This is a genomic window from Bacillus sp. V3B, assembly GCF_024494465.1.
GTDB lineage: Bacteria > Bacillota > Bacilli > Bacillales > Cytobacillaceae > Bacillus_BD.
The window spans coordinates 107415-128282 of record NZ_JAETXM010000002.1; the positions used below are offsets into that span (position 1 = coordinate 107415).

21 protein-coding genes are annotated in these 20868 nt (G+C 37.0%); 5 read left to right on the top strand and 16 right to left on the bottom strand.

Annotation, left to right across the window (positions count from 1 at the left end; translation table 11 throughout):
* Positions 1 to 76: 76 nt before the first annotated feature.
* The 8 genes from JMM81_RS04955 to argC form a co-directional block, all read right to left on the bottom strand.
* Entirely contained in the window at positions 77 to 256 is a 180-nt protein-coding gene (locus JMM81_RS04955) for a YjzC family protein (RefSeq protein ID WP_256240423.1), read from the bottom strand.
* Between the two features lie 185 nt (positions 257 to 441).
* Complete coding sequence (argF, locus tag JMM81_RS04960; protein ID WP_256240424.1) at positions 442 to 1407, bottom strand: ornithine carbamoyltransferase; 966 nt, start codon at positions 1405 to 1407, stop codon at positions 442 to 444.
* Positions 1404 to 4517 (bottom strand): carbamoyl-phosphate synthase (glutamine-hydrolyzing) large subunit, encoded by a 3114-nt coding sequence (locus tag JMM81_RS04965; protein ID WP_256240425.1) that lies wholly within the window; start codon positions 4515 to 4517, stop codon positions 1404 to 1406. The genes argF and JMM81_RS04965 overlap by 4 nt, the downstream gene beginning before the upstream one ends.
* On the bottom strand, positions 4510 to 5592 hold the full coding sequence (locus JMM81_RS04970) for a carbamoyl phosphate synthase small subunit (RefSeq protein WP_256240426.1): 1083 nt from the start codon (positions 5590 to 5592) through the stop codon (positions 4510 to 4512). The genes JMM81_RS04965 and JMM81_RS04970 overlap by 8 nt, the downstream gene beginning before the upstream one ends.
* 76 nt (positions 5593 to 5668) lie before the next feature.
* A complete protein-coding gene (locus tag JMM81_RS04975) occupies positions 5669 to 6826 on the bottom strand; it encodes an acetylornithine transaminase (RefSeq protein WP_305367708.1) in 1158 nt (385 codons plus the stop codon).
* Positions 6827 to 6832: 6 nt separating this feature from the next.
* Positions 6833 to 7594 carry an acetylglutamate kinase gene (argB, locus tag JMM81_RS04980; protein WP_256240427.1) on the bottom strand — a complete coding sequence of 254 codons (762 nt, stop codon included), beginning with the start codon at positions 7592 to 7594 and terminating at the stop codon, positions 6833 to 6835.
* A gap of 12 nt (positions 7595 to 7606) precedes the next feature.
* Positions 7607 to 8815 carry a bifunctional ornithine acetyltransferase/N-acetylglutamate synthase gene (gene argJ, locus JMM81_RS04985; protein ID WP_256240582.1) on the bottom strand — a complete coding sequence of 403 codons (1209 nt, stop codon included), beginning with the start codon at positions 8813 to 8815 and terminating at the stop codon, positions 7607 to 7609.
* Between the two features lie 36 nt (positions 8816 to 8851).
* Positions 8852 to 9886: an N-acetyl-gamma-glutamyl-phosphate reductase gene (gene argC, locus JMM81_RS04990; RefSeq protein WP_256240428.1), complete on the bottom strand. Its 1035-nt coding sequence runs from the start codon at positions 9884 to 9886 to the stop codon at positions 8852 to 8854.
* 382 nt (positions 9887 to 10268) lie between these two features.
* On the opposite strand from argC, the gene JMM81_RS04995 reads away from it, so the two are divergent.
* Entirely contained in the window at positions 10269 to 10961 is a 693-nt protein-coding gene (locus JMM81_RS04995; RefSeq protein WP_256240429.1) for a Crp/Fnr family transcriptional regulator, read from the top strand.
* A gap of 45 nt (positions 10962 to 11006) precedes the next feature.
* Here JMM81_RS04995 and mobB read toward each other — a convergent pair whose 3' ends face one another.
* The 3 genes from mobB to JMM81_RS05010 all read right to left on the bottom strand — a co-directional run bounded on the left by mobB (position 11007) and on the right by JMM81_RS05010 (position 13853).
* On the bottom strand, positions 11007 to 11519 hold the full coding sequence (gene mobB / locus JMM81_RS05000; protein ID WP_256240430.1) for a molybdopterin-guanine dinucleotide biosynthesis protein B: 513 nt from the start codon (positions 11517 to 11519) through the stop codon (positions 11007 to 11009).
* On the bottom strand, positions 11513 to 12778 hold the full coding sequence (locus tag JMM81_RS05005) for a molybdopterin molybdotransferase MoeA (RefSeq protein WP_256240431.1): 1266 nt from the start codon (positions 12776 to 12778) through the stop codon (positions 11513 to 11515). The genes mobB and JMM81_RS05005 overlap by 7 nt, the downstream gene beginning before the upstream one ends.
* Before the next feature lie 118 nt (positions 12779 to 12896).
* Entirely contained in the window at positions 12897 to 13853 is a 957-nt protein-coding gene (locus JMM81_RS05010) for a methyl-accepting chemotaxis protein (RefSeq protein ID WP_256240432.1), read from the bottom strand.
* Between the two features lie 185 nt (positions 13854 to 14038).
* Here JMM81_RS05010 and ric point away from each other — a divergent pair, with 185 nt between their 5' ends.
* Positions 14039 to 14737 carry an iron-sulfur cluster repair di-iron protein gene (gene ric, locus JMM81_RS05015; RefSeq protein ID WP_256240433.1) on the top strand — a complete coding sequence of 233 codons (699 nt, stop codon included), beginning with the start codon at positions 14039 to 14041 and terminating at the stop codon, positions 14735 to 14737.
* A gap of 93 nt (positions 14738 to 14830) precedes the next feature.
* Here ric and moaA read toward each other — a convergent pair whose 3' ends face one another.
* The 4 genes from moaA to JMM81_RS05035 form a co-directional block, all read right to left on the bottom strand.
* A complete protein-coding gene (gene moaA, locus JMM81_RS05020; protein ID WP_256240434.1) occupies positions 14831 to 15847 on the bottom strand; it encodes a GTP 3',8-cyclase MoaA in 1017 nt (338 codons plus the stop codon).
* A 174-nt stretch (positions 15848 to 16021) separates the two neighbouring features.
* A complete protein-coding gene (locus JMM81_RS05025; RefSeq protein ID WP_256240435.1) occupies positions 16022 to 17134 on the bottom strand; it encodes a TIGR04053 family radical SAM/SPASM domain-containing protein in 1113 nt (370 codons plus the stop codon).
* A 400-nt stretch (positions 17135 to 17534) separates the two neighbouring features.
* Positions 17535 to 17843, bottom strand: coding sequence for a metal-sulfur cluster assembly factor (locus tag JMM81_RS05030; protein WP_256240436.1), 309 nt, complete (start codon positions 17841 to 17843; stop codon positions 17535 to 17537).
* 96 nt (positions 17844 to 17939) lie between these two features.
* On the bottom strand, positions 17940 to 18710 hold the full coding sequence (locus tag JMM81_RS05035; protein ID WP_256240437.1) for an alpha/beta fold hydrolase: 771 nt from the start codon (positions 18708 to 18710) through the stop codon (positions 17940 to 17942).
* Between the two features lie 244 nt (positions 18711 to 18954).
* Between JMM81_RS05035 and JMM81_RS05040 the strand changes: the two genes are divergently transcribed.
* The 3 genes from JMM81_RS05040 (at position 18955) to JMM81_RS05050 (ending at position 20210) form a co-directional block, all read left to right on the top strand.
* A complete protein-coding gene (locus tag JMM81_RS05040) occupies positions 18955 to 19773 on the top strand; it encodes a Cof-type HAD-IIB family hydrolase (protein ID WP_256240438.1) in 819 nt (272 codons plus the stop codon).
* A 96-nt stretch (positions 19774 to 19869) separates the two neighbouring features.
* Positions 19870 to 20022, top strand: coding sequence for a hypothetical protein (locus JMM81_RS05045; RefSeq protein WP_256240439.1), 153 nt, complete (start codon positions 19870 to 19872; stop codon positions 20020 to 20022).
* A gap of 2 nt (positions 20023 to 20024) precedes the next feature.
* Positions 20025 to 20210 (top strand): DUF3813 domain-containing protein, encoded by a 186-nt coding sequence (locus JMM81_RS05050; protein WP_256240440.1) that lies wholly within the window; start codon positions 20025 to 20027, stop codon positions 20208 to 20210.
* A gap of 73 nt (positions 20211 to 20283) precedes the next feature.
* Here the strand turns inward: JMM81_RS05050 and JMM81_RS05055 are convergent, their stop codons facing one another.
* Complete coding sequence (locus tag JMM81_RS05055) at positions 20284 to 20721, bottom strand: intracellular proteinase inhibitor (RefSeq protein WP_256240441.1); 438 nt, start codon at positions 20719 to 20721, stop codon at positions 20284 to 20286.
* Between the last annotated feature and the right edge of the window lie 147 nt (positions 20722 to 20868).

A 20868-nucleotide genomic window follows, 5' to 3' on the forward strand; every position in this document is an offset into this window, starting at 1 on the left:
TGAATGAACAATAAAAGACCATCCAATTAAGGATGGCCTTTGTCGTCAGTAAAGCCTTTCCCTGACGATATTTGTTTTACGGTTTTCTTTGATATGTCCAGACACGATTATGATTGGAGTTTTCCGGAAAAGCATCTCCAGCCTTCATCTTCAGTCTTTGCGGATTGTTTACATTACTACCTGTTTCACCAATTTCTATATAGATCCCATTGTTTGGTGCTTTTTGTCCAGCATGAAATTGACGATTTTGCCCCATTCTTGATCCCCCTTTATCCTTTGTCCCTTTTATTATGACTTTTTCGGGAGGCATTCATGTAGGGAAATTAAGGATAAAGGCTTCGCTAGCCGCAAGATAAAGAAATCTTCACACCGAACGAAGACATTCGAATGTAACGATCTTAGTCTGCGCTCCGCCTAGTCAAGCCACCTCGACATTTCAAATTATAATAATTCTGCCAGCAGTGCTTTTTGTGCGTGTAGTCTGTTTCCGGCTTCTTGGAAAACAGCAGAGTGGCTTCCATCGATCACTTCAGCACTTACCTCTTCACCACGATGAGCTGGTAAACAATGTAAGAAAGTATAGTTGCTCTTCGCATGCTTTACAAGCTCTTCATTTACTTGATAGGTGGAAGCAAATGCTTTAAAACGAACTTCATTTTCTTCTTCTTGACCCATACTCGCCCATACATCTGTATAAATAACATCAGCCCCATTTACCGCTTCAACTGGATCCTCTGTTATCACAATTTCAGCTCCACTTTCCTTAGCAAACTCTTCCACCATTTTCACAACTTTTTCATCAGGCTTATATCCTGTTGGTGAAGCAATTGAAATGTTGAGTCCCACTTTGGCAGCACCGATCATGAGTGAATGAGTAACATTATTACCATCACCGATATAGGCCATTTTCAATCCTTTAAGCTCTCCTTTAAGCTCTTGAATCGTCAATAAGTCAGCCAGAATTTGACAAGGGTGGAATGTATCCGTTAATCCATTAATGACTGGAATCGTAGCATACTTCGCAAGTTCTTCTACTTTTTCATGTTCAAATGTGCGGATCATAATTCCATCCAAATATTGTGACAATACTTGTGCTGTATCGGAAATTGGTTCGCCTCTACCAATTTGTAAATCATTGCTACTTAGAAAAAGAGCGTTCCCACCTAATTGGAGCATTCCAGCTTCAAAAGAAACACGAGTTCTTGTTGAAGACTTTTCAAATATCATCCCTAAATTCTTTCCTTTTAATGGAGTGTATTCTTCCCCTGCTAAGTGCAGTTCTTTTATTTTTCTCGCTTTCGCTAATAACCCTAGAATTTCTTCTGAACTAAAATCAGCTAATGTTAAGAAATCCTTTCCTTTTAAATTTAGGTCTTGCTCTAAAATGGTTGTTTCAACTGATGTCATAATGCACTCACGTCCTCTTTCATCATATTGTGCCATTCTTCAATCGAATTAACACTAAAGTCTTTTATAGCTAGAGCTGATATGAAAGCTTCTAGGCTTTCTTTTTCCGTAAACGTAATGACTCGGCTTATTGTCGCTACCGAACGAAGTCTTTTGTCTTCATCATTTCCGTCTGGATTATAGTAGGCAACCGTATCTTGGTCACGCAACATGGTTTCTACATCTTCTGACAATACTAATTGTACACCGGATTGAGTTGCAAGCCCACTTATGTGTTCAAGTTCATCAAATGTACTTACGACAATTGTCTTTCCACCCTTTTTCTTCAATGCAACATGGAATGCTTTACGTAAAGCCTCTTGTAAGCTTCCTGCAATGGAAATACCTTCACCAGTTGATCGCATTTCCGGACTTAATTTTGAATCAAGACCTTTTAATGCATAGTTTGAGAATACGGGATATTTCACACAAACGTAAGGAATATCCACTTTACTTTCGATCTCATTTTTCGACAAGGAATATTTCCCAAGTAATATTTTTGTCGCTAATTGCACGAGTGGAACTCCCGTTACTTTACTAACAATCGGAACTGTACGGCTTGCACGCGGATTTACTTCAAGGAGATAAACATCCTCTCCGTTTACGATATATTGAATATTCATAAGTCCTTTATAACCTAGTTTTCTAACTATTTTTTCTGCATATTGTTTCATTTTTACTTTTGCATCTACTGTTAATGTTTGAGGAGGTAAAACAGAAAGACTGTCACCAGAATGAACGCCTGTTCTTTCAATATGTTCCATCATAGTTGGTACACAAATATTTTCACCATCAGCTACAAGATCAAGTTCCGCCTCAGAAGCCTGCATAAATTGATCGATAAGAACAGGATAAGGAATATCGTCGGTCTGTAAATAAGAAACTAGATCCTCTTCATTTTTAATGATCTCCATCCCTTTTCCACCAATGACATATGACGGTCTAATCAATACAGGGAAACCGATTTTCTCCACTAAACTTTGTATCTGGTTAGAATCATTTGCCATATCACCTTGAATACGAGGAATTTGCAGATCATCAAGTAATTGATAGAACAAATCACGATCCTCTAGAACATCAATCGTCTGTGAATTTGTACCAAGAATCGTTACACCATACTGCTCTAATTGTTTAGCTAAATTAAGAGCCGTTTGTCCGCCAAGCTGGACAATGACTTCTGAAATACCTTCACTCTCAATTACATTCAAGATGGTTTCTAAAATCAGTGGTTCAAAATATAAGCGGTCAGCTGTAGCAAAATCCGTACTAACCGTTTCCGGATTATTATTAATTAAGATCGTTTCTACATTTTCCTTTTTTAAAGCAAGTACGCCATGTACAGAGCAATAATCAAATTCAATTCCTTGCCCAATTCGAATTGGACCACTGCCTATAATAGCTACTTTTCTTTTACTGCTCGGAATTTGCTCGTTTTCACCAAAATAACTCGAATAGTAGTAATTTGACTTCGCCTCAAACTCAGCTGCACAAGTATCAACCATCTTGTAAACAGGCTGAATGGACCATTCTTTTCTTTTATTCCGAATATCCTGCTCTTCTACATTCCACTCCGAAGCAATAAATTGGTCACTGAAGCCTTTTTCTTTCCAAATTTGAAGTTGATCCATTGTGACTGTGTTAAGCGATGAACGAGAAATTTCCTGTTCTTGCTCAACCATCATTTTAAAGCAATGAAGGAAAAATAAATCAATTTTCGTTTGTTCATGTAGCTCTTCAATCGTTACTCCTCTTCTCAAAAGCTCCAATAACAAAAAGAAACGCTTATCTGTTTGCTCAAGTACAGCCTTTTTTAAATCATCCAAACTTAACTGTGCCAAAGCTGGAAGCTTTAAGTCATGAACGTCTATTTCAAGTGAATGAATGGCTTTTAATAGAGCACGTTCTAAAGTACGATCAATTCCCATAACTTCTCCTGTTGCTTTCATTTGCGTACCTAGTTTACGGTCAAGAGAAGGAAATTTATCAAACGGCCATTTTGGAATCTTTGCAACCACATAATCAAGCGCAGGTTCAAAACTTGCAAACGTATCTCCTGTAACAGGATTAATAATTTCATTTAATAAATATCCAGTCGATAATTTTGCTGCCATACGGGCAATCGGATACCCAGTGGCTTTTGAAGCAAGTGCTGATGAACGACTCACCCTCGGATTCACTTCGATTAAATAATATTGCTTACTATTCGGGTCAAGTGCAAATTGAATATTGCAGCCACCGATAATCTCTAATGCCGAAATAATCTTAATCGATGCTGCACGCAGCATTTGATATTCTTGGTCCGTAAGGGTTTGCGATGGAGCAACCACAATAGAATCACCTGTGTGGATCCCGACAGGGTCAATATTCTCCATATTACAGATCGTAATACAGGTATTGTTAGCATCTCGCATAACCTCATATTCAACTTCTTTAAATCCTGCAATACTTTTTTCGATCAAACATTGATTAATGGCACTTTCTTTTAACCCACCTGACACTAATTTTGTCAGTTCTTCCATTGAGTCAGCAATTCCCCCGCCTGTTCCACCTAAAGTATAGGCAGGGCGAACAATGATCGGAAATCCAATAATTTGTGCAAAATCAAGAGCTTCATTCAATTCATGTACAATTCTGCTTTCTGGAACAGGTTCATTTAGTTCATGCATTAATTGACGGAAAGCTTCCCGATCTTCCCCTTTTTTGATTGATTCAATTGAACTACCGAGCAATTTCACCCCATATTTCGTTAGTATTCCATTTTCATGTAACTGAAAAGCCAAATTTAATCCAGTCTGACCACCTAGTGTAGCGAGTAGACCATCTGGTTTTTCCTTTGCGATAATTTTTTCTAATACATCAACCGTTAACGGCTCAAAATAAATTCGATCAGCGAAACTGTGATCCGTCATAATCGTTGCTGGATTATCATTGACTAGGATCACCTCGTAGCCATCTTCTTTTAGAGACATACAAGCTTGTGTTCCCGCATAATCAAATTCGGCTGCCTGACCGATGACAATCGGCCCGGAGCCAATAACAAGGATGGAATGGATCGTTGTGTCTTTAGGCATATGCAAATACTCTCCCATTGTTTGCTTTTACTGTTTCGATAAATTCATCAAAAATATATTCGCTTTCAGTTGGTCCAGGATTTGCTTCTGGATGAAATTGGACCGTTTGTAATGGATAAAATTCATGGACAAGTCCTTCAACAGACTGATCATGAAGATTAGAGAACCTTAATATCAACCCAGTATCTTCTAGCGTATTTTGATCAACCACGTAGCTATGGTTTTGAGAAGACATAAATACTTTTCTCGTCTTTAAATCGACAATAGGATGATTGGCTCCTCGATGTCCAAAAGCTAATTTTTCTGTATTTGCTCCAAGTGCTAAGGCTGCTAGTTGATGTCCTAGGCATATCCCTAATGTAGGATATTGCTTAATCAACTGCTTCACTGTTGACAGTATTGGTTGTATGTCTTTTGGATCTCCTGGACCATTAGAAAGTAAGATTCCATCTGGCTTCAACATTTGGATCTCTTCATATGACGTCTGGTAGGGAACAACAGTCACTTTACAACCGCGTTTTACTAAACTGCTTATAATTGACTTTTTGGTTCCGTAATCCAATAAAACAATATGATGATCTCCACTTCCATAACTTTCAGGTTTAGAGACTGTCACTTTGCTCACTTTTTTATCCTCTAACAACTCAAAGCTTTGTTCCCCTGTGACCGTCGTATTTGATAATACTGCAGGCATTGTACCCTCACTACGAATTTTCTTCACCACTGCCCTTGTATCAACAGAACCGAGCATAGGAATTCCCCATTTTTCCAAATAATCCACTAATGTATATTTTGCTTCATAATGATAGGCCATTTGTTTTGCTTCATAAACAATAACACCGGCCACATGAGGTTTCTTACTTTCAAAATTCATTTCATTAATTCCATAATTTCCAATTAGTGGATAGGTAAAGACAATAATTTGACCTTTATAAGATGGATCTGTTAGTACTTCCTGATATCCAGTCATTCCGGTAAAAAATACAATTTCACCTTTGATATCATTAGGAGGTGTACTTGTCAGCCATTGGCCTTGAAAACAATCCCCACTGTTCAGCTGTAAATATCCTTTCATCGCTCACACCCCATGAATATTGTATATTTATTTTACTAGACTAATATTTATACAGTCAATCGAAAAAATATTCAGCCTAGACGGCTGATCTAATATATTTTTTTAACACGCTCTGAATGATTCCGATCCCTGCGTCCAATTCTTCTTTTGTTGACGTTAGTGGAGGCAATAATCGAATGACCTTTTCACCAGCTGAAAGAGCGATCAAACCACCGGATCTTAAGCTTTTCAGAATGTCCGGTACATTTCCATTCACTTCAATTCCAATCATGAAACCAATTCCTCTGATTTCCTTTACATTGGGCAACTCCAATAACTTCTCTTCTAGAGTATTCTTTAAAAAGTTAGCTTTTTCCTGTACCTCTGTTTGAAAACTTTCTTGAAAAATAGTATTCATTGTCGCAATTGCTGATGCAACGGCAATTGGATTTCCACCAAATGTCGTACCATGGCTTCCTGGACTAAGCACATTCTCTAAGTTGCTTTTTCCGATAATAGCACCGATCGGAAAGCCACTTCCCAATCCTTTGGCAACAGAAACAATATCGGGCTTCAATCCATAATGTTGAAAAGCAAATGGTTTTCCAGTCCTTCCGATACCAGTCTGAATCTCATCAATGATGAACAATGATCCATACTGTTTACACAAGGATTCAACACCCTTTAAAAACTCCTCACTAGCTGGGTGGATGCCTCCTTCGCCCTGAATGACTTCTAGCATGACAGCTGCTACTTCGTCACTCATTTCCGATTTTAAAGCTTGGAGATCATTATATGGAACATATGTGAAGGTTTCGAGCATTGGACCAAAACCTTGTTTGATTTTCTCTTGACCTGTAGCAGACATGGTTGCAAAAGTACGACCATGAAATGATTGATAAAAAGTAATGATTTTTTTACGACCTGTTGCTTTTCTTGCTAGTTTGATTGCCGCTTCATTTGCTTCTGCACCACTGTTTGCAAAAAAGACGACATCCATTTCCGCTGCCGCTGCTAATTTACCAGCTGCTACCTCTTGGTTTTCAACTGGAAATAAGTTAGATACATGCCAAAACTTTTTAAGTTGTTCTTGGACTGCTTCTTCTACCACTTTAGGACGATGTCCGAGGTTACAAACTCCGATACCTGATGTAAAATCTAAATATTTATTTCCGTCTTTTCCATATAGAAAACTTCCTTCTGCCCAATCAGGCTCAATTTCCCACCTACTATATGTTGGAAACAGATTACTCATGATTCCTCACTCTTTTCCGATAATTTTTGTACCCTTCCATTCTTCACCGTTAAAAAACGGTGTTTTTCCAGACACGATCATTACACTAGACAGTCCTTTATCAAGGGCTGACAAGGCTGAAGTTACCTTTGGGATCATTCCTCCGTATATAGTACCATCTTCAATATAGTGTTCAACCTCTTTTTTCTCTACCTGATCAGCAACTTTTCCACCTATCATAATTCCTGCTACATCGGTTACAAATATACATTGTTCAGCAGCCACAGCATTGGCAACCGCTGCCGCTGCATAGTCGGCATTGATATTCAATTTTTGTCCGCTCTTATTGACTGCAATAGGTGTAACAACTGGAATAAGTCCCTCTTGTAAAAGAATCGTAATGAGCCTATCATTCACTTCTGTAATTTCACCGACAAATCCTAATGACTCTTGATCAATGAAGTCAGCCTGCAAACAACCGCCATCACTTCCGTTTAAGCCAATTGTCTGAAATCCATTTTCTGTTAATTTTTGAACGAGCTTGCGGTTCGTTTGTCCTGAGAGGACGAGTTCAACAACTTCAAGTGTCTTGTCAGTTGTTTTTCGTAAGCCATTATAAAATTCAGGTTCTACTTGATACATGGAGAGCATTTTGTTAATATCCGGACCACCACCATGGACAAAAATCAATTGATATCCATGTTCCTGTAAATGCTTCAATGATGAAAAAAAGTCAGAAGTTAATTCATCAAGAATACTGCCTCCACATTTAATTACAATCTTTTTCATACATGATCTCCCCTATGTCCGATAGCTAGCATTAATTTTTATATAATCGTAGGATAAGTCGCAACCCCAGGCCTTTCCTACTGCTTCTCCACAATGTAAATCAACAAATATTTGAATAAAATCCCCTTTTAAATATTGAAGCGCTACTTCTTCTGAAAAAGCAACAGGCACACTGTTTTTTAACATTTCAATAGATCCAATTGAAATATCAACATTGTCAGGATTCACAAACGCACTTGTTTGGCCAATCGCACTAATAATTCTTCCCCAATTGGCATCCGCACCATAAACTGCCGTTTTCACTAAATTTGAACCAACAATTTGCTTCGCCATCATTCTTGCATCTAATTCATTTTTGGCACCTTTTACTTCGACTTCAATTAGTTTTGTAGCTCCTTCGCCATCCTTCGCAATTTGCTTGGCAAGACTTTCACTCGTCAGCTGCAACATTTTTACGAATACGGGCCAATCTGGATGATCCTTAGTCAAAGAATCATTCTCAGCTTTTCCGTTTGCTAACACAAAAACAGTATCATTTGTTGAAGTATCCCCATCAACCGTTATTTGGTTAAACGACTTTTCTGTCACTTCTCTTAATGCTGTTTGAAGTACGTCCTGGTCAACATTGACATCTGTTGTAATAAAGCCAAGCATGGTCGCCATATTAGGATGAATCATTCCTGACCCTTTTGCTGTTCCACCCATTGTAACGGTCTTTCCATTTATTTCTGCAGAGTAGCAACAAGTTTTCATCACAATATCCGTCGTTAAAATAGATGTTTGAAAAGCAACTGCATCCTCAGCACCATTACTAGGATTTAATTGTTCAATCCCTTTTATTATTTTCTCCATGGATAGATTGACACCAATCGTACCTGTTGAAGCTACTGCTACTAAATGTTCGTCAATATTAAACTTTTGAGAGATCAACTTTCTTGTCTCATACGCATCCTGAAGTCCTTGTTCACCTGTACAGGCATTTGCACAGCCACTGTTCACGATAACAGCTTGAATACGTCCTTCTTGAGAAATACTATCTTGACTTACTTTTATTGGTGCAGCCTGAAACTGATTCGTTGTATAAACAGCGGCACAATTTGCTGGTACTTCACTTATAATTAAACCAACATCTTTATTTGACTGTTTAAACCCGGCCTCTACTCCATCCGCTAAAAAACCTTTGGGAGATAATATACCGCCATTCTTTATTTCTTTAATCATTTTATTTGAAACTGCCTGCACAAGTGGTTCCTCCTTTTATGGATACATAGGGATGAAATCAAGTCCTGTTTTTTCATCAAGTCCATTCATGATGTTTGCATTTTGAACTGCCTGACCGGCAGCACCCTTCATTAAGTTATCAATGACAGATACAATCGTCAGCCTACCCGTTCTTTCATCAAGATGCAAGCCGATGTCACAATAATTAGATCCACATACTTCTTTGACTGATGGATAATACCCCTCTGGTCGAACCCTTACAAATGGAGCATTCTGATAATGTTCTTGGTAAAGCTCATATAATTCAGATTGACTCATATCTTTCTGTAATTGAACATAGATCGTTGCCATAATTCCTCTTGCAATCGGCAATAAATGTGTTGAAAATGTAATTGGTTTTATTTCCTCATTCCAAACTTTAAGTTGCTGTTCAATCTCTGGAATATGTTGATGTTCATTTACTTTATATATTTTAAAATTCTCGCTCATTTCAGCATGCATATTCATTCTTGATGGCTTTCTTCCCGCTCCTGAAGTTCCGGACTTTGCATCAATAATAATCGATGTCGGATCTACCAGATTTCCCTTTACAACTGGCGCCAATCCAAGCAATGAAGCGGTTGAATAACATCCAGGATTGGAAATCCATTCGGCGTTCGAAATTTTTTCTCGATTCCATTCTGTTAATCCATAAACAGCTTTATTGATCACATTCTGTGGAGCTGCTTCATGTTTATACCATTTTGTATATTCATCAGGATTCTTCAATCGTAAGTCTCCTGATAAGTCAATCACTTTTATATTTAACTCGGCAAATTGAGTTGCAAGCTGTCCTGATACACCCGATGGTGTCGCCAAAAATACAATATCTGCTTTTTCTGCTATTTCCTTTGGCTGAATACCCTCAAGCACCTGATTATTAATGGCAAATAAATGAGGATATTCCTCCCAAATCGGCGCTTCTCCTCTTGTCGAGTGGATGGACTGAATCTGAAAAGCAGGGTGTGTATGCAGAATCCGTAGTAATTCAACTCCACCATACCCTGTCGTTCCTATTACTGCAACCTTCATTTCCTTCCACCTCCGCGTAATGGTTAATGAATATTTAATCATTATATTTAATATTTATAAGATACGTTTCTCTCATTATAAAAATTCCACTCTATAAAAGCAATCATTTTTTTTATTACAACTTTACGGCGTTAACAATATAATGATAGTATTATAGCGAAATAGCAGATATGCAACCTTTATCTTTAAGTCACTATCATCTGCGAATATATTGAATTTTTCTAATATAACATGGAGGGATTGATAGATAAAGCATATCATTCCTCATAAATAATACTATTTGTTGTATTCCTTTCTTATTAGAAAATTTTTTAACATATTCCTAATAATTAATAGATACGTTCCATGAACTACTGTCTATATAGTAAAAGGTGGTTATTACATGCAACCATTAACAAAACTTTCTTCAAACTTTGAACAATTACTACAATCTGTTCAACATATTCGTCAAGTCCAAAAAGGAACTTTTTTATATCAGGAAGGCATGGAAGCAAAAGAGGTTTTCATTATTCAAAGCGGCAAAATACAAATTAGTAAAATGACACCAGATGGTCGTGAGCTCACCTTAAGATTATGCTCTACAGGAGAATTAATCGGAGAATTATCCATGTTCTGTCCTGCATCAAAATATATACTAAATGCAAAGGTCATTGAAAGTGGAGAAGTAGCCGTTATTTATAAAGATGAGCTAGAAAGACGACTTGAAATGGATAGTGCACTCGCCCTAGAATTCATGAAATGGGAAAGCCTACAAAATCGAAAAGCACAAACAAAATTCCGTGACCTTGTCCTTAATGGAAAAAAAGGGGCACTATATTCCACTCTCATTCGCCTCTCTAATAGTTATGGTAAACAAACAGATACTGGTATTATGATTGACTTGCCAATGACCAACCAAGAATTAGCTAATTTTTGCGGTACATCTAGAGAAGTTGTCAACCGTATGCTAAGTGAATTACGAAAAAACGATGCCTTATCCGTTCATAAAGGAATTATCACCATCCATGACCTTAACTACTTAAAAGAAGAGATTAACTGTGAAAACTGTCCAATTGATATATGTAATATTGAGTAATGACTAGAGAAACCCTATTTGAATCAAACGAACAGGGTTTCTTTTTTAATTTTCCATTTGATCATGGAAATAATTCATTAACCATTGAACTGCTTTTTGATCATTTCGCTGAAAGGATTGAACATTTTCATCTGCTTCTAATGGTTCTTGATACAGTATGAGTTCAATCCTATCCAATTCATGGAGAAGATGCTGGTCATCCTCGTTTCGAATAAAGACTAATTTAGGATACCTTTCATACTTATGCCCTTCGACAATAATTAAGTCTGGTTTAAGCTCAGATATAAACCTAAGTTTATCCTCTAATGACCAGTCCATATTCTCAACTTGTAGAATCAGTCGTCCTCCACCTTCAACGAGAGACGCAACTGCACCAGCCCGAATATGGCTGGCAGAATCCTTTTCTTTACTAACAGTCGGTTTCCCTCCATGTCCATGATGCTTTATCGTTACCACTTTTAACCCTTTTAACTTTAATTGAGCTAATAGTGTATTCATAAATGTCGTTTTTCCACTATTTTGGTAACCGACAATTTGAAAGACAAACGGTTTTACCAAGGCCATGTGCTCCCAATTTTATCTTCCAGCAATAATACATCAACCTCTTCGCCTGATGTAAATCCTCTTGTCCCACCAGGTAAAATGATAAATGAATTAGCACCAGAAAGACTCATAACAACATTGGATTTATCTAACCCACTTGGTTCTACAACTAGACGACCATCTAAAACCGATAAAGCACTTCTAACAAAACGAGTAAATGGATTGGCTTTTGGAAAATCCTCTTGTAGAATCGCTTTTTCCTTTCTCAGATGTGGCTTATCAGAAAAAAGCCTTATTCTAATAATCGGTCGAGCAAATAACTCAAAGCCAACATAACAAGCGGATGGATTTCCTGAGAGACCAAATAGAAGCTTTCCCTTATATTGAGCTACCGTTGTTACACTTCCAGGACGCATCGCGACTTTATTAAATAATATTTCAGCACCTAGCTTTTCATAAATGTCTGGTAACAAATCAAAATCTCCAACAGACACCCCACCTGTCGTGATTAATAGATCAACTTGAGGTATGGCTTTAGAAATAGATTCAAAGCAGGTATCTAGCTCATCCGGGAGATTTCCAAAAAATCTCACTTCAGCCCCTGCTCGTTCAATTTGCGCCATGATCATATGCGAGTTACTATTCCGAATTTTTCCTGGTTCGAGCGGATCACCCACTTCTAACAATTCGGTGCCTGTAGCAAAAAGACCAACGATCGGTTTTCTCGCAACAGGTACTTTTGCATACCCAAATGTTGCCAGCATTGCCTGGATGCCTGGATTAATGAAAGTACCTTTTGGAACGAGAATATCTCCTTCCCTTGCATCTTCTCCACAGTACGAAATATTATCCCCTTTATTATAAGAGCGCTTGATCGTCATATAGTGTTTTTCATCACGTTCAGTTGTTTTTGCTAATTCAAGCATAACAACCGCATCACTACCTACAGGCATTTGAGCACCCGTCATAATTCTTATGGCCTGAAAAGAACCCAATGTTTTACTACTCACGACCCCTGCTCCAATATGGTCAATTACTTCAAATTCTACCGGGTTGGATAGAGACGCCTCTTTCGTATCAACTGATCGAACAGCAAACCCATCGTAAGGTGATTTATCAAATGGGGGAACGTTATTGGTCGCAACTAATTCGTCTGATAAGTACCGTCCAAAGCTGTCATTAATGGATATATATTCAGTACTACCAACGACTCCATATTTCATGATTTTACTTACAGCCTCTTCAATTGGAAGCGGGGTTCTTTTTTCTAGCATTTCATCAACTCCTGTTTACTTACAATGAATTAATATAATCATAACGTCTAACCATCCTAATTGCTAACCGTTTAATATTCAAAGTATGATAAGACTTCTTACTACTTAAAAGCTTTCTTTAATTCATCTGTTTTTTTAATGCATCTACACCTGTTTCAAGTTTTAAATCGACCACCTGTGCTGCTTCTATATGATGAACAATTAAGTTATTTACTTCTTGAAAAATTGCATTTGTTCGATTGATTTCTTTAAGTGTATCCTTACAGTAATGATTTTGTTGCATGATAATCTGACGTACATTTTGCACTTGATTTTGAACGTTAAGCATTTCTTGTTCCATTTCATTTATTTTCTCTGTCGTTTGAGAGCTTAAGTTAATACTAGAATGAACAAGATCAAAGCATTGTTGATTACTATTGATCGCTGCTTTAATATCCTGCTGAAAATGACTAGTCAAATCCATAATCCCTTTTGTACTTTCTGCCGTCTCTTCTGCTAAATCTCTTACTTTTTCTGCAACAACGGAAAACCCTTTTCCATGCTCACCTGCTCTAGCAGCCTCAATACTTGCATTAAGAGCAAGTAAATTCGTTTGCTCAGCAATTCCTTTAATCAAGTGAACAATTCGATCTATTTCCATTGATTCTTCCCCTACTGTTTTTATTAAGCGTACATTCACTTCCATTGTTTTACCGAGCGTTGTAATATTCTCCTCCATTTTGCTCACAGTATTTCTACTTTCCTCCCCTTTTATTCCCATCACTCTAGCAGATGTAATCAGTTCTTCTCCACCCTGATCCATTATAGTGGCACATTGTACAGATTCATGGACCAATTCACTGGCCTTCTCAAAATGCCGTTTTATTGTACCTACTAAGCCTCCTAATTGACCATGCTGTCCGTTCACCGTTTCATGCTGCTCAATGGTTGTTAGCAACTGTTCCTGTAGATTCTTTACAAATAACGATACTTCTTCATCCTTCTGATCTAATTGATGTCGAACTTTATTTAACTCATCCTGAAGAATTTCTTTTTCAGCTTCTAACGTTTTTATTTGTTTACTTTTCTGTAACATATAGTAGGACCGTCCTTAACCTTTTCTTTCAATATAACAATAATCTCTTCTCTTTGTAATGATTCACGTCACCTTTTAAAAAAATATTTATATCTTTCGAGCTGTGATTTATGTCACCTTATTAAAAACCTAATTCGTATATGCTTAATGTATTAGTTCATACAACAACTTTAGGAGGATATAAAATGACTACTATACCTTTTTCAAATACAAGCTTAGTAAGAGATATCGTGAATGAAGTACCTAAAACAAGTGATGTGTTTAAAAAATACCGGATTGACTTTTGTTGTGGAGGGAATACTCCCATTCAAACAGCAGCTATTGAAAATGACGTTAATCTCGACGAACTGATGAATGAGCTTATCGCTGTTTATGAAAAATCAGATCAAAGTGATAATATGGATGTTTGGACAAACAGTACATCAGAAGAAATCATACAACATGTGATCGAACAATATCATCGCCCACTTGAGGAAGAACTGACACAGTTAAGTCCATATGTAACAAAGGTTTCAAAAGTTCATGGTGATAACCATCCTGAACTGCTACAAGTATTCAAACTGTTTTACGAGTTAAAGCAAGAGCTACTTGAACACACAGCAAAAGAAGAAGCAATGAGCTTCCCTTATATTTTAGCACTTGAAGCTAACCCAGAGATTGAAAATAAAGCTGAGATTATCGAAGCCATTCGTGAACTAGAAAAAGAGCACGATCATGCTGGAAATATTTTAAAAGAACTGCGTGAAATCACAGGAGACTTTACACCACCACTTGATGCATGCGGAACCTATCGCTTAGTCTATAAACGTCTTGAAATGTTAGAAGCACACACATTCATGCATGTACATTTAGAAAATAATATTTTATTTCCTCGTTACATTTGAGCATTAAACCAGCTATGAGAATAATTCATAGCTGGTTTTATTATTTAGAGAACTTTATTTCCGATAAATAAAAAACCCCTAAAAGGAGTTTTTTTATCCGCCAATATAAGACATTTCAATTTTTTTACGATTTGCAGCCGTTTCAGCTGTTCGTTCATCAGAATAACGATCACTGCGACCTTCCCAAATGCTAGTAATCCGCTCAGTGATCTCTTCATCACTTACACCCGTTCTCATAAAGTCACGAATATCATGTCCATTTCCGTTAAAGAGGCAAGTGAACATTTGCCCATTAGCCGAGAGACGTGAGCGCGTACAACTTGAACAAAAAGATTCAGAAACAGATGTGATAAAACCAACTTCAACCTCGTTATCTTCATATTTATAACGTTTTGCCACTTCTCCATAATAATCCGGATCAACTGGCTGCAATGAAAACTTTTTGTTTAAAATGGAGTAAATTTCCTTTTTTGTTATAACTTCATCCATTTTCCAACCGTTTGTACTCCCCACATCCATATACTCAATAAAACGAAGTTGGAGCCCATTATCTTTACAAAATTGGGCCATCGGAATAATTTCAGAATCATTAAGACCTTTTTTCACAACCATATTTATTTTTACGCCAAGGCCTGCTTCTCTTGCAGCTTTTATGCCATCAAGAACAGGCTCTGTACCGACACCACGACCGTTAATTTGCCCAAATAATTCATCATTTAACGTATCTAAACTGATATTTACACGCTGCAATCCAGCTGCCTTTAATTCATGAGCATATTTTGGTAATAATATCCCATTTGTTGTTAAACCAATATCCTTTAATTCTTTAATTGAGGCTATTTTTTTTACTAGGATAGGAAGATCTTTTCGTAATAAAGGCTCTCCACCCGTTAAGCGAATTTTCTCCACACCAAGTCCCACAAAAATATGTGCTAACCTTTCAATTTCCTCATATGAAAGCAACTCACTTTTTGGCAAAAAAACAAAATCAGGTCCAAAAAGATCTGCTGGCATACAATATTGGCAACGAAAGTTACAACGGTCAATAACAGATATACGTAGATCTCTTAGAGGCCGATTTAATTTATCTTTAACCTTGCGTGTATCCATTTTAGTGTTCAACCTCCCCTTAAAGAGTCCTTGCATTATTGTAACAGCTCAAACCATTGAATAAAATTAATTATCTCACATCCTAAGCAGTGAAGACAAACTTATTGCTACTATTGTTAATAGTTTACTACAGCGAGGACCCCTAAGAAAAGAAAAGCGTTCGACGCTACTATCTTACTTCTTCCTTAACGCCTTTGGTATATATACACAGAATGGCTCACTTTCCATGTAATCACCTGTTATAGCATAGGCACGTGACCTCGATCCACCACAAACATTCCTAAATTCACAAACTCCACATTTCCCTTTATACTTATCCGGATTTCGTAAATCTTGTAAAACAGGTGATTCACGATAAATATCAGCAAGCGGGTGCTCACGAACATTGCCTACCTTAATTGGTAGAAGACCACTCGGGTAAACGTCTCCAATATGAGAAATAAAGATAAAGCCATTTCCATCATTTACCCCTTTTGGTGCTCTACCTAAGCCATCAATTGAACCTGTAAGGCCTTTTTGTGTTAGTGCATCCAAATATTGAATGCTCTCAGACTGCTGTTTCACTTCTCTTTTTTTCTGTTGAATCACGACACGGCGATAATGCTGCGCTGCTGTCGTTTTAATATCAAATGATACCGTTTTACTTAATTGATATAACCATGTAAATACTTGTTCATGCTCGACAGGAGAAATCATATCTTTTTCCGAACCTCTTCCAGTCGGGACAAGAAAAAACACACTCCAAAGTACACAATCTAATTTTTTAACTAATGCGGCCATTTCCTCTAAATAATCTACATTATAACGCGAAATCACAGTATTAATTTGAATAGGGATTTCAAGCTCATGTAAATACTGTATTCGCTCCATTGTTAAATCAAATGAACCCTCTGTCCCTCGAAAGTGATCATGAATTTCAGCATTATGCCCATCTAAGCTAAATGCCCATCGTGATAGTCCTACTGCTTTTGCTTTTTCAATCGCTTCTTTTGTCACATTTGGCGTTGCACTTGGGGTCATAGACACACGAATACCCTTTTGAACCGCGTAGGACGCAATCTCAAAAACATCTTCTCTCATTAATGGATCTCCACCCGTAAAAACGAGCATTGGATTATTCATTTCATATATTTGATCGATCAATTTCTTTCCTTCTGAAAATGTTAATTCTCTTGGATCCCTCAAATGTTGTGCTTCTGCACGGCAATGTAAACAATGGAGCTGACAGGCTCTCGTTAATTCCCAAATGACAATAAATGGATTTTTATTAAAATCTCTATTAAACACGGTTCGTACCCCTCCCATTATTTCTTAGCAAATAATCATTATTGAAGATTTCCTTATTAACATTATAAAGAACTTTATTATTCAATATAGTGAGGTTACTCACATTAACGAATTTCAGAACCATTTATTAGCATATTTATAGAATTAAATTGAGTATTATCCGTAATTATAGGAAGAATATTCATAATTTAAAATTTTCCCCTTGATCCATTCTGAATAAAACACATGCCACATACACCAACGAACATTTATCAGCCATAACCTTTAACACAGCCTTATTAATAAAAATAACCGGCAATCTTCTGCCGGTTATGAGATGGTTACTACTTCATATTTAGTTGCTAGATCAATGAAATGATCCATTCCACTGATTTTACCTGTTACGAGTTGCTCTTCTAACTTACTTAATTCCTAAGGCAATTTTTGCATATCTAGACATCATATCTTTTGACCATGGTGGGTTCCAAACAATGTTTACGATTGTATCCTTGACCTCTGGGATATCGCTTAATGCCGACTTCACTTGTTCCACGATCTCACCTGCAAGCGGGCATCCCATTGAAGTTAAGGTCATATCAATTGTAACAACACCTTCTTCATCTATTTTCGTATCATATACTAAACCTAGATTAACAATATCAATCCCAATTTCAGGGTCTTCTACAAGCTCCAAAGCGCCCATAATACTATCTTTTAAATCTTGATCCATTTTTGCTCAACTCCTTGCTAAAATATTGTGACTTATCCATCGTAACAGAAATCTAGTCATACTGAAAACGTTCCGCACCCATTTCTATCATAATCCCTAAGCAAGATACCGATCAAACCATTCAACTGTCTTCAATAACCCATCTCTGCTCACTTTATGACCTGACTTTTCATCCGTAATAAAATGCAACTTTTCTGGTATATCTTTATAAAGAGGTTTAATCGTTTCATAAAAATCATACGTATAAGAAAACGGGACAATGGGATCCTGTTTTCCATGCCAAAAAAGAAGAGGTCGTTGTTCAAGTTTCTCAGGCTGCTTGCTTAGATCAACAACTTCCAATTTACCAAGTAACTCAGCTATTTTTTCCTTTTTTAAAGGCAACTCACCCCCACGCTTTTTCAGTTCTTCTATTTGCCAAAGAGCATACTTTTCATAATAAGGCATGCCCATTAAACTTACAGCTGCTTTAATCCATTTATAACGCGTTAATGAGCCTAGTGTAACCATTCCACCCATTGATGTACCCACTAAGCCGATTCGCCTAGAGTCGATTAAATGATTTTCTTGAAACGATTGCCGTATTAAATCTAATTCATCAATGGATTGTAGAATAATTTCCCAAAAATGCATGGCTAACTGTTCCGAACTTAAGCCAGATTGTCTTTCTCCATGATAAGCAGCTTCCGGTAATACAACACGAAAACCTCTTTCAGCAAGAAGGTATGCATAATGAAGATTATGCTCTTTCGCACTTGAAAAACCGTGAGCAAATAAGACAAAAGGAAGTTTCTCATCAAAATGATTCTTCTCTGCTAAATGTAAAACAGGAATACGATCGATATGCTTATTTTCAACTAAAATCAAAATCAAAATCCCCCAATCCATTGAAAGATAATAAAAATTTTACAATGAAAGATTAAGCTGTTTACAAAATCATTTTAAGATAGATATATCGTCCATTATAAACAAAAAGATTGATTCAACTGAATGCATATGTAAGATACTATGTTTAAAAACTTTTATTACTTAAGTGTAACATGTGGACTTTTGTTTTCCAAAAGGATTACACTGTTAAATAACCGAATCACAATCAAAAAGGGGAGTTAAAATGGCAAAAAAACATTTAATTGCACTTGATTTAGACGGTACATTATTAAAAGATGATAAAACAATCTCATATAAAACAAAACAGGTATTAAATAAAGCAAAAGAAGCTGGTCATGTTGTCATGATCGCAACAGGGAGACCCTTCCGTTCTTCAGAAATGTATTATCGAGAGCTTGAATTAGACACACCGATTGTCAATTTTAACGGAGCTTTTATACACCACCCTAAAGATACAAATTGGGGTATACATCATTCCCCTCTTGACATTTCCGTGGCAAAAGATATTGTAGAAGCTTGTAATTCTTTCCACTTCCATAATATTATTGCTGAAGTGATTGACGATGTCTACTTTCATTATCATGATGAGAAGCTTCTTGATATATTCGGCTTTGGTAATCCACATATAACAACCGGTGATTTGCGGGAGTTTTTGAATGCCTCCCCGACAAGTATGTTAATCCATTCAACTGAAGAACAAGTGAAAATAATTCGCCAGCATTTATCTGACGTACATGCAGAAGTGATTGAACATCGTAGCTGGGGTGCTCCTTTCCCTATCATTGAAATCATCAAAAATGGTCTTAATAAAGCGATTGGATTAAAGCGTGCTTCCGATTATTATCACATCCCACCGGAAAGAGTGATTGCTTTTGGTGATGAAGATAATGATTTGGAAATGCTTGAATTTGCTGGTCGCGGCGTTGCAATGGGGAATGGAATTGAAGAAGTGAAAAACGTAGCCAATGAGGTCACTCTATCCAATGAGGAAGATGGAATTGGCCATTATTTAAACGATTTATTAAATTTAAAAGCAATATAAAACCGCTAATTTTTACCATTTTATTCTTTCCAGAAAAGAACATACTATAGAATGAAGCTCACGAAAGCTTCAAAACTCTTTTTGGAGGGGATTCGAATGGGTAAACGTAACAAATCGAAACGTTTTGTACAGCAAGGTGTAGACACGGTTTCGAAACATGATGAACGTATCCCTTATCACATGACATATGCTGAAGCTGAAGCATATAAAATGAGCAATGTGAAAGAATCTTCACTTGGAGGAATATAGTTATGGGTAACAGATTGTTCCAAGATGCGCGGAAATTTGTCGACTTGGCTAAAAATTGCGAACCTGGGGAACAACCAGTAGTTATCTCCCAAGCAAAAAATGCACTATCATCTGCTTACGCCAATTCTTCTACTGCTGAAAAAGAGCAACTCCAGGATCTACAAAAAGAGTTAGAAGGATTACAATAAAACATCTCTGGTGGCTTGTCTTAATCACAAAATAATATCCACCTTAGCAACAAACAAAGCTGACAGAAATTTGTCAGCTTTGTTTGTTATTGAACGTTTCTAACACAACTGGAAAGTTATTAAGGATTTGTCCAGATTTGCTTTTTTCATATAGGTTTAATATAAGCGTACCATTTTGGGGCAACTTCTCAGCTGGTATGGTAACCGCCAATTCGAATGAATTCCCGGTCGGACCGTTAGAACTTACTTTTACTGGTGTTTCCGAAATATACTCATTATGACCGTCCTCCACCGTATAGAAGAACTCATCTTTTTCAAGATTTACCTGGCCTGTAACCAGGTATACTCCCTTTTTCCCACTCGCTACTATATCCTTGAATATCGGATTTTCTGATTGTTCATCTACTACTGTAACTTGTAAATGATTCGTACCAGCTATCTTTTCCGTCTCCATTTCATTTCCTGCTTGAAAGATCAGCATAGACGAAAGCAACAAAATAACCTGAATCACTAGATTCCCTCCCTTCTCTTGTAGTCCTTTTCCTTTGTGGAAAATAGTAAAGCATAAGATCCTACATGACTTTTATAGCTTTCAATAATTTTTGTCCATTTATGCCTTTTTTTTACCTAAAATAGAAGATTTCCTCTAAAAGCTTTC

Coding starts and splice junctions, on each gene's coding strand:
- argC (WP_256240428.1), bottom strand. CDS start 9,886: ATGAAGGTTGCAGTAATAGGAACGACAGGGTATGGTGGAGTTGAATTA.
- ric (WP_256240433.1), top strand. CDS start 14,039: ATGACTACTATACCTTTTTCAAATACAAGCTTAGTAAGAGATATCGTG.
- JMM81_RS04970 (WP_256240426.1), bottom strand. CDS start 5,592: ATGAAAGGATATTTACAGCTGAACAGTGGGGATTGTTTTCAAGGCCAA.
- JMM81_RS05030 (WP_256240436.1), bottom strand. CDS start 17,843: ATGGATCAAGATTTAAAAGATAGTATTATGGGCGCTTTGGAGCTTGTA.
- argJ (WP_256240582.1), bottom strand. CDS start 8,815: ATGATTAAAGAAATAAAGAATGGCGGTATATTATCTCCCAAAGGTTTT.
- JMM81_RS04955 (WP_256240423.1), bottom strand. CDS start 256: ATGGGGCAAAATCGTCAATTTCATGCTGGACAAAAAGCACCAAACAAT.
- JMM81_RS04965 (WP_256240425.1), bottom strand. CDS start 4,517: ATGCCTAAAGACACAACGATCCATTCCATCCTTGTTATTGGCTCCGGG.
- moaA (WP_256240434.1), bottom strand. CDS start 15,847: ATGGATACACGCAAGGTTAAAGATAAATTAAATCGGCCTCTAAGAGAT.
- argF (WP_256240424.1), bottom strand. CDS start 1,407: ATGACATCAGTTGAAACAACCATTTTAGAGCAAGACCTAAATTTAAAA.
- JMM81_RS05010 (WP_256240432.1), bottom strand. CDS start 13,853: ATGTTACAGAAAAGTAAACAAATAAAAACGTTAGAAGCTGAAAAAGAA.
- JMM81_RS05050 (WP_256240440.1), top strand. CDS start 20,025: ATGGGTAACAGATTGTTCCAAGATGCGCGGAAATTTGTCGACTTGGCT.
- argB (WP_256240427.1), bottom strand. CDS start 7,594: ATGAAAAAGATTGTAATTAAATGTGGAGGCAGTATTCTTGATGAATTA.
- JMM81_RS04995 (WP_256240429.1), top strand. CDS start 10,269: ATGCAACCATTAACAAAACTTTCTTCAAACTTTGAACAATTACTACAA.
- JMM81_RS05005 (WP_256240431.1), bottom strand. CDS start 12,778: ATGCTAGAAAAAAGAACCCCGCTTCCAATTGAAGAGGCTGTAAGTAAA.
- JMM81_RS05045 (WP_256240439.1), top strand. CDS start 19,870: ATGGGTAAACGTAACAAATCGAAACGTTTTGTACAGCAAGGTGTAGAC.
- JMM81_RS05040 (WP_256240438.1), top strand. CDS start 18,955: ATGGCAAAAAAACATTTAATTGCACTTGATTTAGACGGTACATTATTA.
- JMM81_RS04975 (WP_305367708.1), bottom strand. CDS start 6,826: ATGAGTAATCTGTTTCCAACATATAGTAGGTGGGAAATTGAGCCTGAT.